The 16,376-nt window shown below is 36.0% G+C and carries 10 protein-coding genes; all 10 read right to left on the bottom strand.

Annotated elements, in window-relative coordinates:
• Window positions 1-132 precede the first annotated feature (132 nt).
• Complete coding sequence (locus H6W53_RS18445; RefSeq protein ID WP_185208892.1) at window positions 133-3,120, bottom strand: reprolysin-like metallopeptidase; 2,988 nt, start codon at window positions 3,118-3,120, stop codon at window positions 133-135.
• 175 nt (window positions 3,121-3,295) lie between these two features.
• Window positions 3,296-6,004, bottom strand: coding sequence for a reprolysin-like metallopeptidase (locus H6W53_RS18440; RefSeq protein WP_228457834.1), 2,709 nt, complete (start codon window positions 6,002-6,004; stop codon window positions 3,296-3,298).
• A gap of 420 nt (window positions 6,005-6,424) precedes the next feature.
• On the bottom strand, window positions 6,425-7,090 hold the full coding sequence (locus H6W53_RS18435; protein WP_185208888.1) for a DUF6048 family protein: 666 nt from the start codon (window positions 7,088-7,090) through the stop codon (window positions 6,425-6,427).
• The gene (locus tag H6W53_RS18430) at window positions 7,056-7,538 is read right to left on the bottom strand and encodes a DUF6452 family protein (protein WP_185208886.1); all 483 of its coding nucleotides are present in this window, start codon (window positions 7,536-7,538) and stop codon (window positions 7,056-7,058) included. The genes H6W53_RS18435 and H6W53_RS18430 overlap by 35 nt, the downstream gene beginning before the upstream one ends.
• A 76-nt stretch (window positions 7,539-7,614) precedes the next feature.
• On the bottom strand, window positions 7,615-9,027 hold the full coding sequence (gene rlmD / locus H6W53_RS18425; protein WP_185208884.1) for a 23S rRNA (uracil(1939)-C(5))-methyltransferase RlmD: 1,413 nt from the start codon (window positions 9,025-9,027) through the stop codon (window positions 7,615-7,617).
• A 107-nt stretch (window positions 9,028-9,134) separates the two neighbouring features.
• Window positions 9,135-10,703: a TlpA family protein disulfide reductase gene (locus H6W53_RS18420; protein ID WP_185208882.1), complete on the bottom strand. Its 1,569-nt coding sequence runs from the start codon at window positions 10,701-10,703 to the stop codon at window positions 9,135-9,137.
• A gap of 135 nt (window positions 10,704-10,838) precedes the next feature.
• Window positions 10,839-11,606: a succinate dehydrogenase/fumarate reductase iron-sulfur subunit gene (locus tag H6W53_RS18415; RefSeq protein WP_185208880.1), complete on the bottom strand. Its 768-nt coding sequence runs from the start codon at window positions 11,604-11,606 to the stop codon at window positions 10,839-10,841.
• Between the two features lie 25 nt (window positions 11,607-11,631).
• Window positions 11,632-13,644 carry a fumarate reductase/succinate dehydrogenase flavoprotein subunit gene (locus H6W53_RS18410; protein WP_185208878.1) on the bottom strand — a complete coding sequence of 671 codons (2,013 nt, stop codon included), beginning with the start codon at window positions 13,642-13,644 and terminating at the stop codon, window positions 11,632-11,634.
• Window positions 13,645-13,659: 15 nt separating this feature from the next.
• Window positions 13,660-14,322, bottom strand: coding sequence for a succinate dehydrogenase cytochrome b subunit (locus tag H6W53_RS18405; protein ID WP_185208876.1), 663 nt, complete (start codon window positions 14,320-14,322; stop codon window positions 13,660-13,662).
• Between the two features lie 142 nt (window positions 14,323-14,464).
• A complete protein-coding gene (locus H6W53_RS18400) occupies window positions 14,465-16,240 on the bottom strand; it encodes a ComEC/Rec2 family competence protein (RefSeq protein ID WP_228457833.1) in 1,776 nt (591 codons plus the stop codon).
• Window positions 16,241-16,376 lie beyond the last annotated feature (136 nt).

Here is a 16,376-nt window from a genome sequence, read left to right as displayed (position 1 = left end):
ACTGAAGTTATCTTATCTTTACCATATTTATACTATACATAATACACCTGAAACCCTACAATTTATTAAAAATCAATTACAAAAAAATCCCCAGGTAAACCTGAGGATTATATTTATTGAAAGTTACTTTAATTATTTTTTGATGAATTTAGAATTGAAAGATTCTTTTCCTTTTTCTTCAATAGTAATCACGTATCCCCCTTTAATTAATTCAGAAACATTAATCTGTCCGTTATTGATATTTCCTTGTTTTACCAATTGTCCAGTTGCTCCATAAATTTTATAAGTCGCTTTATCTGAAACTTTGGTAATATTTAAAATATCTGATACCGGGTTTGGATAGATCTGAATATCATTTTTAGGGTTTGCTACATCACTGGTTGCTAACTGAACCTCAGAAACAACAACATTATAATCTTCATATTCCCCATACGTATTAATAGTTCCACAAGAATAATTGTGAACATATCCAGAAGTACCATAATACAATAATCCGATTCTCATTCTTAATCCTAAACCAGATACTGCAGAAGCAGGAACTGTGAATGATGAAGTTACAGGATTAGCTGTTACCGTATTTGCACTTTGCATAATTCTTTCAGAATCTTCGAATGTACCATTTCTGTTGAAATCAATCCATGCAGTAATCATTTCCGGAACCGCAGAACTTGTCCAACCTTTTGTTACAGATAAAGTGTAAGTATTGCCTTTAATAAGATTTACCTGAAGAGCTGGATTTGACACATAACTTGTATACGTACTTGGTCCTGAAGTATTGGTCATCGTTCCTAAAGAAACCCCTGCAATATGATCATCTGTAGCATTGTTAGTAGCTACCGCACAATAAGTCCCCATTGTAATGGTAGTAAAATTCACAGAAGCAGAGTATGGACTCGGTGTCCCAGAACAAACAGCAGCAATCTGAACTTCATAAGCAGTTCCGTCTGGCAAGTTTGATAAAGTAACACTTAAAGCACTTGTATTAATTATAGTCCAGGTTGTTTCTGAAACCTTCTTATATCTTACAATATAAGTAGCCCCTGAAATAGGAGCCCAGCTTATATCCGCCGAACTTACCGTAACATTATTTGCAGTAATAGAAGTCGGAGCATTACCGTTACAAGGCGCAAAAGCAGTTACAGAAACCGATTTTACAGCATAGAATACATTTCCAATAGCAGATACTCTTACTTTTATTGTCTGCCCATTAAGAGAAGATGGTAAATTTACGTTTTCAGAACCATCATTTGGAGTTGAAGCTAAAAGTACAGTCCAAGACGCTCCATTGTTTGTTGTATAATCAATTTTAACATTTGCTACATTGTAAGGAGCCGCATTTGTATTTACAACATCCCAAGTAATTGGTGAAGGAGCGGCACTGTTTGCAAACTGAGAATTTATTTTAAATGGTCCGTTATTTCCAACAATTATCTGTTGTGTTTTCGTACTTGTTTGCTGTTGATCTGCAAATGGGCTATTGTCTCTTACGGTAACCGCAAAATTTGTTGTTCTTGCAACTTGAGAAACAGCCTCCCAAGTATTATTGCTATTATCCAAGTATCCGTTAAGTACCGATTCTAATTTAGGGAAGTAACGAGTTGGATTAGATGTTGGGCTTACGGATCTAAATGTAGCTCCCGTAGTAGTTGTTCCTAAATTTGTTTTATTAATCACTACATTGGTATTATCAACTTCTTCCCAAGTATACGTCATTGGATTATTTTCAGGATCTGTTGCGGAAGCTGTTAATACAAACGCAGTACCTTTAGGAATGTTATAAGTTGGTAAATCATCAATCACTGGTGGAAAATTATTAGTAGAAGTTTCTACATCACAGGTTTTTGTAATTAAGTTAGCCTGAACCTGATCGATACTTCCTTTAAAGAAATAAGGATCTGAGTGCGGCTGAACATCTGTGGTTGTACCTGTAATACCTGCGTATCCCATAATCGTAGACCCTGAACCCGGTTCCATTTGCACAGGACTTCCCTGCATTGTATGAGCAAAAGTATGATTGGCTCCCAATTGATGGCCAATCTCGTGAGCTACATAATCAATATCGAAATTATCACCAGAAGGAGGGTTTGCTGCAGATGGCAAAGTACTTCCTGTAGCAGGAGAAGTAATACCTGATCCTTTACCATATCCTACAACAGAGTCATACCCTGTACCAACAGGACTCATACAAACACATCCGATACACCCTGCGTTACCTCCACCTCCGGAAGCACCAAATAAATGTCCGATATCGTAATTAGCCTGTCCTACATTATTTGCTAAAACATCTCTAAGAGAAGTATTCCATGTAGCAGGTGGAGATGAGGCACTTGTAACAGCATCATAAGGATCGGTAGCCGGATCTGGATAAATTAATGCAGGATAACTTAATAGATTTAAATGAACAGCAAAGTCTTTTTCAAATACTGCATTTACTCTTGTTATGGTAGCATTTATCTGAGCTAATGCTCCTGCAACACCTCCGAAAAACTGAGTATATTCTCCAGTAGTAGACATTACTAATCTTAATGTTCTGTACTTTTTATCAGAATTTTTAGAGAAATCTGTTGGCTGATTAGCAAATGAATGTCCCGCTTTTAGCATTTGATTTATTTGCTGTTGCGCAGCCGGGCCTTCTTCTGTAGAACATACAAAACCATTTTCATTCTTTTTAGATTTCGGATGAATAGCATAAATGGTCTTATCCGCTTTTGTAGGCTCAATAAATTCATATTGTCCGTTATTGATGACCATAGATTGGAAATCACCAGGAGCTACTGAAAATCTAAGGTATTTAGCCGGATCGTCTATTCCAACTCCAGCATAGGAGCCAAGCTGATACTGTTCAGCAAGATCTTTTGCCATAACAGGAAAACTGTATACAGCAAATTTTTCGATTTTTCCGCTTAACGTAGGCAAAGAAATAATTACAGGTTTTGCACTAGGACCCATTTCCTGAGCTCCTCTAAGTTGGGTTCTGATCTGATCGATATCCAGCTTATAATAATTCCGTTCAAGAGATAATTCCATTTTAGAACTACTCTTTGGCGTAGTGGGAGACCACTGAGCCATAGCCGAACCGCCTATTAAACCGAGTAATAAAGCAGTAAAAAGTTTCTTCATAGTTTTTTAAATTAAATTTACCCGCCAAATATAGCTATTTTCAGATCATAAATATTGTATTGACACGCTTTTTAACCTAAAAAATATTTTTTGGTATTGTAACTTCATAAAAAATAAATAATCTCCAGAAATATCTGGAGATTATTTTATCATTAATAATTAGATTAATTTCTTATTATTTTTTAATGAATTTTGACGTAAATAATTCTTTACCTCTTTCTTCAACGGAAATTACATACCCACCTTTAATTAATTCAGAAACAAAAATTTGTCCATTCTTAATATTTCCTTGTTTTATTAATTGTCCGGTAGCTCCATAAATTTTGTAACTAGCTTTATCTGAAACTTTAGTTATGTTTAAAACATCTGAAGCTGGATTTGGATATATCTGAATATTACTTTCCGGATTACTAATATCGCTTGTTGATAAAATAGTTGATGTAATGAATACGTTATAGTCTTCAACTTCCCCATAAGTATAAGATGTACATGCTTCTGGTGATGTACTATAACGTAATGCAACTCTCATTTTAAGCATCTTATTTTGAACTGCTGTAGATGGTACTGTAAACGTAGCACTTACTGTTGGAGTTGAATTTGCTGCTGCATTCATTACCATTTCACTTGTATCAAATGTTCCATCTCTATTGAAATCAATCCATACTCTTACTGCCTCAGAATATATATCAATCGGCCAAGTCTTGGTTACGGAAACTGTATTATTATTAGATCCGCTTATCAGATTAATAGTTTTTGTAGGGTCAGTTCCGTAATCTGTATAGGTACTTGCTCCTGAAGTGTTATTAAGATTTGCCAATGTAACATTAGAAATGTATTCTTCTGATGGATCAGCTGATGATAATGCACAATATGAAACTGATGATTGAGTAACGAATTGATTATTCGCAGAGAATGTACCTAAAGTTCCTGAGCAAACTGCTGCAACTTGTACATCATATTTAACTCCTTCTTCCAGACTATTTAAAGTAACAGTATTGGTAGAAGAAGTTGTTTGTTGCCATGCTGTTTCAGTAACTTTTTTATATCTTATCTGGTAAGTAGCATTTAAAATTGAGTTCCAACTTATCACAGCAGAAGAAGTTGTAACATTAGAAATTGCAATACCAGTAGGAGCACTTCCATTACAAGTTGCAGCACTTGTTACCAACATTTGCTTAACTGCATAGAAAACATTTCCTATTGATGAAATTCTTAATTTAATATTCTGTCCATTTAATGCAGCCGGAAAAGTATAAGTTTCTGATCCATCATTAGGCGTAGAAGCAGAAAGAACAGTCCAAGTTGTTCCGTTATTTGTTGTATAATCAATTTTTACGTTTGCAGAATTATACGGAGCAGCAGCAGTATTTGCTACATCCCATGATACAATTGATGGAGCATTGTGATAAACCTGAGTAGTGTTGATTTTAAATGGTCCGTCATTACTTACCGTAACCGTTAAAATATCACTTTGTGTTTGCTGAGATGTTGTGGTTGGGTTATTATCTCTTACTGTTAATACAAAATTGGTAGGTCTTGCAACATTCGAAACTGTTTCCCAGTCTGCAGGAACTGTAAGGTTTCCGGCTAATACTGAAGATAATTTTGGAAAATATCTTGTATTTCCTGTAGCTGTTGGAGACAAAGATCTAAACAATGCTCCTGTTGTGTTATTTCCTGTTACACTTGTTACCGGAATATCTGTATCATCAAATTGTTCCCAAGTATAAGTCATTGGATCATTTTCAGGATCTGTAGCTGTTCCCGTAAGAACAAATGCAGTTCCTTTCGGAATTGTATAATCTGAAAGGGCTCCTATTACCGGAGGATTATTTGTAACAGAAGTTTCAATATCACAGGTTGTGGTAGTAAGATTATCTTCAACCTGCAAAATACTTGCAACATGGAAGTAAGGATCTGAGTGCGCCTGTACATCTGTAGCCCCAGTAATACCAGCGTATCCCATAATAGTAGAACCTGATCCTGGTTCCATATTAACACCTGTTCCTTCTACATCCATAGAAAATGTGTGGTTAGCTCCTAATTGATGCCCCATCTCGTGAGCTACGTAATCTATATCAAAATTGTCTCCCTGAGGAATTCCATCTGCAGGAGAGGTGAATCCAGATCCTTTACCTTCTGGTTCAGCAGTAGTAGGATCTGTACATACACAACCAATACATCCTGCATTTCCCCCACCTCCGGAAGCACCGAATAAATGACCAATGTCATAGTTCGCATTTCCTACATTTGCTGTTAAGGTATTTTGTAATTCAAGATTCCAAGCACCTCCTGAACCGGCTGCTGCTGCAGAATATGGATCTGTGGAAGCATTCGTATATATAACTCCCGGGAAATTTTGTAGAATTAGGTGCAATGCAAAATCTTTTTCAAAAACACCATTTACTCTGGTCATTGTAGCATTAATTGCAGTAAGAGCTCCTGCTACCGTTCCACCAAAAAACTGCGTATACTCACCTGTTACAGACATTGCTAATCTCATGGTTCTGTATTTCTGATCAGAAGATTTAGCAAAGTTAGTAGGGTTTTTATCAAATGTTTTTCCTCTTGAATATAAAGCGTCTATTTGTTTTTTCGATAATACACTTTCATTCATACTACAAACAAAACCTCCTTGAGCCTTATTAGTTTTAGGATGTACTCCGTAAATTGTTTTATCAGCATTTTGAGGTTCAATAAATTCGTAAACTCCATCTTTAATAACCATTGACTGGAAATCATTTGGAGCAACTGAAAATCTCAAATATTTAGAAGGATCATCAATTCCTACTCCAACATATGACCCTAATTGATACTGATCTGCTAATTCTTTTACTACAACAGGAAAGCTATACACTGAAAATCTTTCGATCTTACCATCCATCGTTGGCAATGAAATTTCTACGGGTTTAGCATTTTTTCCTGATTCTTGTGCATCTTTAAGTTGGCTTCTTATTTTTACAAGATCTAACTTATAGTAACTTCTAACATTAGAAGATTTTTCCGATCTACCAGGAAATGTAGCTGGAGTCCATTGTGCAATAGCTGTACCTCCAATTAAACTACATAAAAAAGTAGTAATGAGTTTTTTCATATAAAGAATATTTTTAATATTTCAAAAATACTCATACATTACCTAAAAATCAAAGAAAAAATATTAAAAAATTAAACTTTAATTAAAAAAACAACATAAAAACAACATTTATATATTAATTTTAACAATTAACATATATTAGATTAAAATTTTCATTTAAAATATAACACTTTAAAAATTCAAAAGAATTACTTTGCTTAATGTGCTGATTTAAAATTTATACGCCAGATTCCACGCGAAGCCCATTCCGAATTTAGAAGAGCTTCTTCCGAATCCCGGAACGATCATGGGCTGGATTTCGTCCTGTTTTGTGGTATACACCAGATATCGCGGCTGAAGATTGACATCAATATAGAAATTGGATTCAAAAAGCTGCACTCTTCCTCCCAATGTTCCTTCCAGCCAATAGGATGACTGTGTAGAAGAAGGAAAGGATATTGCAGAGCTGCTTCCGCCGTAACCACGAACGGGAACCGCCATATATTCCTGTTTATAAAAGGAACCCGCTATTTTTCCACCCGCATAAAATCCATTGAATTCATTTTCAAGATCTTTTGCCAACATATAGAATGCCCCGATTTTTACGAAAGGGCCATTTGCTTTTCCGTCATAACCGTTTTTTTGGTAAATATTAGATTCAAAACCGGCTTCTGCTATGGCATGAAGATTATCTTTCAGCTTTGAAGATACAAATCCCTGATACAGCTTTCTGTCTGAAAAGAAAGAAACTCCCGTATTCAGAACATCAAAACCAATCATAAAATTCGGTTCATATTTCCATTTTTCCTTTGCAGTTTCCTTATCTTTCTTCTCCTGAGCAAAACCCAGAAGACTGATTATACTAAAAAAGAAGGAAAAGATTAGTCTTGTCTTCATTCTCTATAAAATTTTGTCCGGCCTGGATTTCTTTTACCGGAGTGGTTGTCGTTGGATCTAATACTGAATTTAAATTTTCGTAGGTAAGCTTTATTCCGCAACCCGGAGAAACATATGCAGATTTCGTAGTGTAGTTTACTCTTACTTTAGATTCCGCACCTTTATTAGTAATTCTGAAATAAATATCTGTATATGCAGAATTGTCTACTCTTAAAGGAATAACTCTTGATGTAATTTCAGCCTGTCCTCCCAACTGTACTTTTCCGGAGCCATAATCTACTGCTACATACAGAGAATCCAGTGTTTTTTCCTTATCGGTTGCCTGTGTTTTAAAAGAAACTTTCATTCGTGGAGTTCCTTCCCCGCTTTCACAGATATCGTTATCGCCGCCACATGAAAAAAGCAGACTGATAAAAGAAATGGCGATTAAAAATTTAAAATATTTCATCTGAACATTTTGTTTTACTTTACCGGACAAATCCGGCATTTCATCTTAAGATTTGATTCCTTCAAAAGTAATTAAATTATTTCTTAATCAGCAAAGCAATATTTTCTACGTGATGTGTCTGCGGGAACATATCCACCGGTAAAATCTTTACCACATCATACTGTTCTTTCATTAAGGCTAAATCTCTTGCCTGTGTAGCAGAGTTGCAGCTTACGTAAACTACTTTTTCAGGAGAAAGTTTTAAAATCTGCTCAACCACTTTCTGGTGCATTCCGTCTCTTGGAGGATCTGTGATCAGGACATCTGCTTTCGGATGATTTGCAAGGAAATCGTCATTAAAAATATCTTTCATATCTCCGCAATAGAACGTTGTATTCGTAAGACCGTTCAGTTCTGCGTGTTCAATGGCTGCATCTATGGCTTCCTGTACAGATTCTATTCCGATGACCTGCTTTGCATTTCTTGCGACATACTGAGCGATTGTTCCTGTACCTGTATAAAGATCATACACAACTTCATCTCCTTTTAAATCTGCAAATTCAAGCGTTTTTCTATATAATTCCAAAGCCTGTTTGTAGTTGGTCTGAAAGAAAGATTTTGGACCGATTTTAAACTTTAAACCATCCATTTCTTCCATTAAATAACCTTCCCCGAAATACACATTGATATCCAGATCATAAATAGAATCGTTGGCTTTCGGATTAATCGCGTAGACCAGAGTTTTGATCTGTGGGAATTTTTCAAGCAAAAATCCGAATAGTTTTTCTCTGTTTTCTTTTTCTTCTCTGAAAAGCTGGAAAAGGACCATCCATTCGCCTTTTGAGTTTTGTCTCATCATTAAAGTTCTTAAAAAACCTTCGTGATTGCGGACATCAAAGAAGTCTAAACCTTCATTTACAGCATATTGTTTTACTGCCAATCGGATCGCGTTTGAAGGATCTTCCTGAAGGAAACATTCTTTAAGATCAAGAATTTTGCTCCACATCCCCGGAATATGAAACCCTAAAGCATCTCTGCTGCCGAAATTTTCTTCGGAACTGATCTCATATTGGGTTAGCCAACGGGAATTTGAGAAAGAAAACTCCATTTTATTTCGGTAAAAATACTGCTCTTCAGAACCTAAAATCGGAACGGTCTCAAAATTTTCAATACCTCCGATTCGTTTAATATTATTGTACACTTCTTCCTGTTTGAAAGCGAGCTGCTTTTCATAGCTCATATTCTGCCATTTGCAGCCTCCGCAGACTCCGAAGTGAACACATTTCGGCTCTACTCTGTAAGGCGATTTTTCAAGAACTTCCAAAGCTTCCCCTTCAAAGTATTTGGACTTTGCTTTTTTCACTCTTACATTCACCACATCTCCCGGAATTGCTCCGGAAACCATTACGGTTTTCCCTTCTTCCGTTCTTCCTATTGCCACTCCTTTAGCTCCTGCATTTAAGAGTTTTATATTTTCAAGAATTAAATTTTTCTTATTCTTTCTGCTCATTGTACGATTTTCTATTTTCCTAATGAAACTTTTACGTTTCAGTCTGCAAAAATACAATAAAAAAAACCTTATCCGAAGATAAGGTTTATATCTGTACTCAATTTAAATTATTTCGTCTGAGCCGGCTGAGGATTTGCCTGTTGCTGAGGAGCCTGTTGTGCTGCTTGCTGCTGCTGAGCCGCAACCACCGCAGGATCCATTCCTAATCCCGGTTGTAACTGAACGTTAGGATTTACCTTTGGAGCGGAAAGACCTGTTTGCTTGTCTAAAACCGTCACCAATTCCGGATCTCCTAAGTTGAAGAACGGCTTGCTTGCAATTTTACCGTCTTTATCTACCACGATAAAGCAAGGTAACTTAAATCCGTAAACTCCGTATTTTTTAGCAATATCAGAATTTAAACCGTTTTCACCGTAAACATTCGTTCCTGTAATTCCTTTTAATAAAGAGCTGCTTGTTTTCACAAACTGGTCTTTTGTATCGTCAACATTTACAAAAACAAAGTTCATTTTAGATTTGTAAAAATTCACTACTTCCTTCAATACAGGAATGGTAGCTTCTCCGATATAAGGATTCCAAGAAGCGTAAAAAGATAATAAATATGGTTTTCCTTTATTTTCAGAAAGATTGTAAGATTTTCCGTCTGCTTTTACCAAAGAAGCTTCAGGAGCCTGCTCTCCAATTTTGAATCCGTTGATGGCAAACTGAATTTTCTTTAGATCTTCTTTAATGGTAGCATCTTTAATATCTTCGTCGATAATTTTTTTGATCTTCTCAACCGTTTTTTCAGGTGAACCCGGATGAATATCCGACTGCGCCATTACGAATGCCAATAAATAGTCTTTAGCAGTCTGTGAAAGATCTTTTTGGTTTTTCTTTAAATATTCTGTGAATAATTCTGAAGTAGTAACATCAGTTTTCCCAGCAGTTTTTGCCTGAGCATATTTCTGGAAATCTGGGCTCATTTTGGTTAAAAGATATTCTCTGTATAAAGGATGTTCTTTTACCAATACATCTTTGTTCTCTTCCAGTTTATTAGTGAAATCTGTAAAAGCTTTCGTTACTTTAAATGAAGGATTGCCCATTTGCTTATGTCCCATTTCATATTGGTTCAGGATGGTAAGCAAAGTTGTTGAAAGATCGTTTTTCTTCCACGTAACCACTTCATTATCCGGACTAAACTTCTTAACATTTTCATCGATGTTTTTATTAACATCTGCCTGAACTTTTTCTATTCCTTTAAGGAAGGTTTTTTCATCTTTCGTCATCAGCTCATTCATATTAACTGTCTGAGCATACGTTGCAAGATATTTCTGGGTAGCCATGAAGAAATCGTTGTTGTTCTTCGCATCTCCCGTGATCACATATTCAGTCGGGAAAGTCATTGCATTTCCTGAAATTTCAAGTTTCTGACCGCCTTTAAGGTAGATTAAATTTCTTTTTCCCCCGTAAGAAAGCAGATACATTCCGCTTTTCGGAGCATCGAAATTTCCTGTGAAAGTTCCGTCTTTATTTACCCCGATATTCATTAATGGTAAAGTTGCTACTCCCGAAGCTTCTATTAATTCGATTCTCTCCAATGGAGAACCTCCCGTGATTTTTCCTTTTACTTCTACTTTTTTAGAGCAAGACATCGCAAAAACCGCGATGATAAACAATAAAAGATATTTTTTCATTTTGAATTTTATAATTACGCAAAAATAGTTTTTTCATTAAACTAAAAGCAATTAAATATTACTTTTATGAAAGATTTAACTAAAAAAAATCGCCATCCGGTGAGGAGACGATTTTTTATGTTATCTCGATAGATTTTATCCTCTGTCAGCAAAAGCTGTGATAAATTCTCTGTTCATTCGGGCAATGTTTTCAAGAGAAATTCCTTTCGGACATTCCACTTCACAAGCTCCTGTGTTTGAACAGTTTCCGAATCCTTCTTCGTCCATAGCTTTCACCATGTTCAGTACCCTTCTCTTCGCTTCTACTCTACCCTGCGGTAAAAGTGCGTACTGAGAAACTTTAGCCCCAACGAATAGCATTGCAGATCCGTTTTTACAGGTAGCCACACAAGCTCCGCATCCGATACAAGCTGCAGCGTCCATTGCTTTGTCTGCATCTTCTTTAGGAACCGGAATCGCATTGGCGTCCAAAGTATTTCCTGAAGTGTTCACTGAAATGAAACCACCTGCAGCCATTACTCTGTCGAATGCGCTTCTGTCTACCATTAAGTCTTTAATAACCGGGAAAGCCGCACTTCTCCATGGTTCGATAACGATGGTTTCACCGTCTTTGAACATTCTCATGTGAAGCTGACAGGTTGTAATTCCTGTATCCGGACCGTGTGCTCTACCGTTGATGTAAAGGGAACACATTCCGCAGATTCCTTCACGACAGTCGTGATCGAAAGCTACCGGCTCTTTTCCTTCGTTAATTAAATTTTCGTTTAGGATGTCCAACATCTCCAGAAATGAAGAATCCGTAGAAACATCCGATATTTTATAAGTCTCAAACTGACCTTTAGATTTATTATTTTTTTGTCTCCAAATTTTCAGCGTAAGATGTAAGCCTTTTTTTGCACTCATAATTGTATATTTAAAAGATTGGAGATTATTTGTAACTTCTTGTTTTAACTTCGATGTTGTCGTAGATCAGTTCTTCTTTATGCAACACTTCCGCGTTGATATCGCTTCCCTGATATTCCCAAGCTCCTACATATTTGTAATTTTCGTCATCTCTTTCAGCCTCTCCATCCGGAGTTGAGTGATCTTCACGGAAATGTCCTCCACAAGATTCGTTTCTGTGCAATGCATCGATAGCCATTAACTGTCCAAGCTCTAAGAAATCGGCAACTCTGAACGCTTTTTCAAGCTCAGTATTCATTCCGTCGTTATCTCCGGGAACTTTTACGTTTTTCCAGAAATTATTTCTTACTTCTTCAATTTCTCTGATGGCTTCTCTTAAACCATCTGGAGTTCTTCCCATCCCTACTTTATTCCACATAATGTTTCCTAACTGCTTGTGGAAATAATCTACTGAATGGGTTCCTTTATTATTTAAGAAGAAATCAATTTTTTCTTTAATTCCTTTTTCAGCCTCTGTAAAAGCAGAAGAATCTGTAGGAATTGCTCCTGTTCTGATATCTGCTGAAAGATAATCTGCAATGGTGTAAGGAAGTACGAAGTATCCGTCTGCAAGTCCCTGCATCAAAGCGGAAGCTCCCAATCTGTTTGCTCCGTGATCTGAGAAGTTCGCTTCCCCGATAACGAAACATCCCGGAATAGTAGACTGTAAGTTGTAATCTACCCAAACTCCACCCATGGTATAGTGAACCGCAGGATAAATCTTCATCGGAGTTTTGTAAGGATCGTCTGCTGTAATTTTTTCGTACATTACGAAAAGGTTACCGTATTTCTCCTCAACCCACTTTTTACCCAAATCATAAATCTGCTGATCTGTAGGATTGCTGATGTGTTTCTCAATAGCGGCTTCTCTACCTTTTTTCATGATCTCTGTAGAGAAATCAAGGTAAACACCTTCCTGAGTATCGTTATTTTCGATTCCGTATCCGGCATCACATCTTTCTTTAGCAGCTCTTGAAGCAACGTCTCTAGGAACAAGGTTACCGAATGCAGGATATCTTCTTTCCAGATAATAATCTCTGTCTTCTTCTTTAATGTTTTCAGGTCTTAATTTTCCTGCTCTGATTGCTTGTGCATCTTCAATCTTTTTAGGAACCCAGATTCTTCCGGAGTTTCTTAAAGATTCAGACATCAAAGTAAGCTTAGACTGCTGTGTTCCGTGAACCGGAATACACGTTGGGTGAATCTGTACATAACAAGGATTTGCGAAATACGCTCCTTTTTTGTGAATCTTCCATGCTGCAGAAACGTTAGAACCCATTGCGTTTGTAGAAAGGAAATATACGTTTCCGTATCCTCCTGAAGCAATAACCACTGCGTGTGCAGAGTGTCTTTCGATTTCACCTGTCACAAGATTTCTTGCGATGATTCCTCTTGCTTTTCCGTCTACGATCACAAGATCCATCATTTCATGACGGTTGTACATCTTGATTCTGCCTTTACCGATCTGACGGCTCATTGCAGAATAAGCACCTAATAATAACTGCTGACCTGTCTGTCCTTTTGCGTAGAAGGTTCTTTTTACCTGAACCCCACCAAATGAACGGTTATCTAACTGACCGCCGTACTCACGCCCGAAAGGAACTCCCTGAGCAACGCACTGGTCTATAATATTTGCAGAAACTTCAGCCAATCTGTAAACGTTTGCCTCTCTTGCTCTGTAGTCTCCCCCTTTAATGGTATCATAGAACAATCTGTACGTAGAGTCACCGTCTCCCTGATAGTTTTTAGCTGCGTTGATACCTCCCTGAGCTGCGATAGAGTGCGCTCTTCTTGGAGAATCCTGATAGCAGAATGCTTTTACATTGTATCCCTGCTCAGCTAAAGTAGCTGCCGCAGAACCACCTGCCAAACCTGTACCTACAACAATAATATCAATCTTGTCTCTGTTGTTTGGTGCAACAAGGTTCATATGGTCTTTATGATTTTTCCATTTATCCTTAAGAGGACCCGCTGGAATTTTTGAATCTAATTTACTCATATTAGTATATTGATATTATTGAGTTACAAAGTGAAAAATTGCGATAATGATAAAACCTGCAGGAATCAGGATAGAATACCATTTTCCGAAAGCCTTTATTACCGGCGTATATTTTGGATGTCTTGCCCCGATTGACTGGAATGAAGACTGGAACCCGTGAGCCAGGTGCAACCCTAACAAAACGAAAGAAATTACATACAAAGCCACTCTCCAGATATCTGCGAACTTCTCGTGAAGTTCCGGCCAGAAACGTTCAGAATCCGGAGTAATTTGCTCAACATACTTGTAGTTGATCTCATGCCACCAGAAATCATAAAAGTGAAGCGCCAGAAAAGCCAACACTACAGATCCGGAAATAATCATATTTCTGGACATCCATGAAGAATTTGCAGAAGCGTTGTTTGCTGCATACTTCACAGGACGTGCTTTGTTATTCTTAATTTCAAGAACAAATCCCATAATGAAATGGAAAAAGACTGCAAAACCAAGAATAGGCTGCATTAAGAACTGCACAAAAGGATTATAGCCCATAAATTCTGATGCGGTATTGAATGCATCACGGTTTAGGACTGATAACAAATTGGTCGTCAAATGCAGTATAAGAAAAATCAGCAAAAACAGAGCTGATAATGCCATAGCATATTTTCTACCTATCGTAGAACTCGTTAAACCTGCCATATAAGTTTAAATTTGATTTTCCACAAAATTAAGAAATGTTAACAACATCAAAAAGTGAGAAATCTCAGAAAAACCCAGTTTGTAATCTTTCTAAATAAGAGTTAAAATATTATAAATAAAGGAAAAACAGAAAATGTAATGATTAATTAAAGTTATAAATTTTGCCATTATAAACTACTTTTGTTACATCTTTCGGGAAGGTTTTAATCTGATAATTACTAATCCTTCTTGAAGAACAGTAAGGATTAATAACAAACTGAATAATTTTGCTTTGATCTGAATTTTCTTCAATCCAGAAACAGGCATTGTTCCCTTTTTTTACAGACAAAACTTGGGTTTTAGAAAAATAATGAAACAGAATTTCGTCACGCTGATTTTCATAGAAATTACAACCTGTTCTTAAAACGTAAAAAATAAAAACTGTCATCAATACTATTGTCCGGTTTTTAAGTTTCGGTTTCAGAATAAAAAATCTCAGAAAATAAACGATTAGAAATAAAGCAAAAACTTCAACAACATTCATCGGTATATTTTCATGGAACAACAGATCGAAATCTGCAAACCAATGAATGATTGTAAGTAAAATATTAATAACAAAATCATAGGCGACATTCATCAAATTGAAATCAAGATGAAAAGCAATTAAAGTGGTCATTAAAAATGAAAAAACAATGATTGCTTCAGAAAAAGGAACAATGAAAAAGTTGGCAATAATTGAAATAAATGAAAACTGATGAAAATAGTACAGAATCAGAGGAAGCGTTGCTAACTGAGCAGAAACAGAAATCGAAATTGTATTAAAGATCAGTTTTTTAAACCGGTTATCCTGTATCGGAAAATAGTTTAAAATCGGCTGATTCAGCCAGTAAATTCCGAGAACCGCACAAAAGCTCAACTGAAAACCGACATCAAAAAGCTGTTGAGTATCAAATATTAAAATAATGAAAGCAGACAGAGAAAGTGAATGCAGCAGATCAGATTTCCTTTGCAGCAAAATGTAAATAAAATAAATACTCAGCATTAAACCTGAACGTACGACAGAACTTCCAAATCCGATAAAAATTATAAACAACCAGATAAAAATTAAACTGAAAATAACCGCATATTTTCTAAAACTTAAAGGTAAAATTTTAATCAGCAAAATATAAAACAATCCGAAAATTACGACAATATGTGTTCCTGAAATGGCAAGAAAATGCACCAGTCCGGAACGGTTAAAATCCTGAATCGTCTGCGCATCCATTTCCGTTCGGTCGGCAAGAATAATTCCTTTTAAAAATTCTTTTGACTTTGAAGACATTCCGGTTTCATCAATTCTTTGCAAAACTTCCAGTCTTTTCTGGGAAAACTTCTCTGTAAAGCTTAGATCTTTCCTTTCTGCTTCCTTAATTTCATTATTGATATAACACTGGTATTCAATATTTTTCCTTAAGAGATATTTCGAATAATCAAACTGAAAATCATATTGTGGCGGCTTCGGCTTTGAAATGTAAGCCTGAGCTTGATAATAATGTTTAAAATCAAGTTCCTTTTCGCTTTTCGGGATGTAAACAACAGCATTGAAAGTTTGGTTTCTGGCTTGTATCACGCCTTCATACTTCCGATTTTTAGCACTGGAATTCAGTTTTTTAGCTATTTTAAAAACAATGGTTTCATTTTTAGAAACCGAACTATTTCCGGAAGCAAAAGCATTGAAAAAATGCAGGATAATTCCGACCCCGAAAAACATAAAGCCGAGTAAGTAAGGTTTCGCTTTATGGAGATAGTAATTTTTAAGAAAAGTAATGGCTAAAATGAAAGCACAAATGATGATAATGATGTAAACAAAATTTTCATCCAAAGAAAAAAAATCCTGAACAAAAATCCCCAAAATAAATGAGATGGCAAGAATTAAAATCGGCTGTTTATTCAATTTCAAAATTTTTGCATCTCAAAAATATTTAATTGAATAACAATCGGCAAATCAAAATTTAAAAATCTTAAATTTTGACTTAAATTCATGATATAAAAGAAAAATCGCAGAAAAATTTTCTACGATTTTTTATAGTTTATTT

Origin of the sequence: Chryseobacterium sp. C3 (assembly GCF_014218905.1) — a bacterium.
Classification (GTDB): domain Bacteria; phylum Bacteroidota; class Bacteroidia; order Flavobacteriales; family Weeksellaceae; genus Chryseobacterium; species Chryseobacterium mucoviscidosis.
The sequence above is the reverse complement of the archived record's forward strand: the minus strand, read 5'-3'. Positions and strand labels throughout refer to the sequence as shown.

What these genes read in the sequence shown, in the direction of transcription:
- H6W53_RS18435 (WP_185208888.1), bottom strand. Translation starts at nt 7,090, where the DNA reads ATGAAGACAAGACTAATCTTTTCCTTCTTTTTTAGTATAATCAGTCTT.
- H6W53_RS18430 (WP_185208886.1), bottom strand. Translation starts at nt 7,538, where the DNA reads ATGAAATATTTTAAATTTTTAATCGCCATTTCTTTTATCAGTCTGCTT.
- rlmD (WP_185208884.1), bottom strand. Translation starts at nt 9,027, where the DNA reads ATGAGCAGAAAGAATAAGAAAAATTTAATTCTTGAAAATATAAAACTC.
- H6W53_RS18405 (WP_185208876.1), bottom strand. Translation starts at nt 14,322, where the DNA reads ATGGCAGGTTTAACGAGTTCTACGATAGGTAGAAAATATGCTATGGCA.
- H6W53_RS18445 (WP_185208892.1), bottom strand. Translation starts at nt 3,120, where the DNA reads ATGAAGAAACTTTTTACTGCTTTATTACTCGGTTTAATAGGCGGTTCG.
- H6W53_RS18415 (WP_185208880.1), bottom strand. Translation starts at nt 11,606, where the DNA reads ATGAGTGCAAAAAAAGGCTTACATCTTACGCTGAAAATTTGGAGACAA.
- H6W53_RS18410 (WP_185208878.1), bottom strand. Translation starts at nt 13,644, where the DNA reads ATGAGTAAATTAGATTCAAAAATTCCAGCGGGTCCTCTTAAGGATAAA.
- H6W53_RS18420 (WP_185208882.1), bottom strand. Translation starts at nt 10,703, where the DNA reads ATGAAAAAATATCTTTTATTGTTTATCATCGCGGTTTTTGCGATGTCT.
- H6W53_RS18440 (WP_228457834.1), bottom strand. Translation starts at nt 6,004, where the DNA reads ATGGATGGTAAGATCGAAAGATTTTCAGTGTATAGCTTTCCTGTTGTA.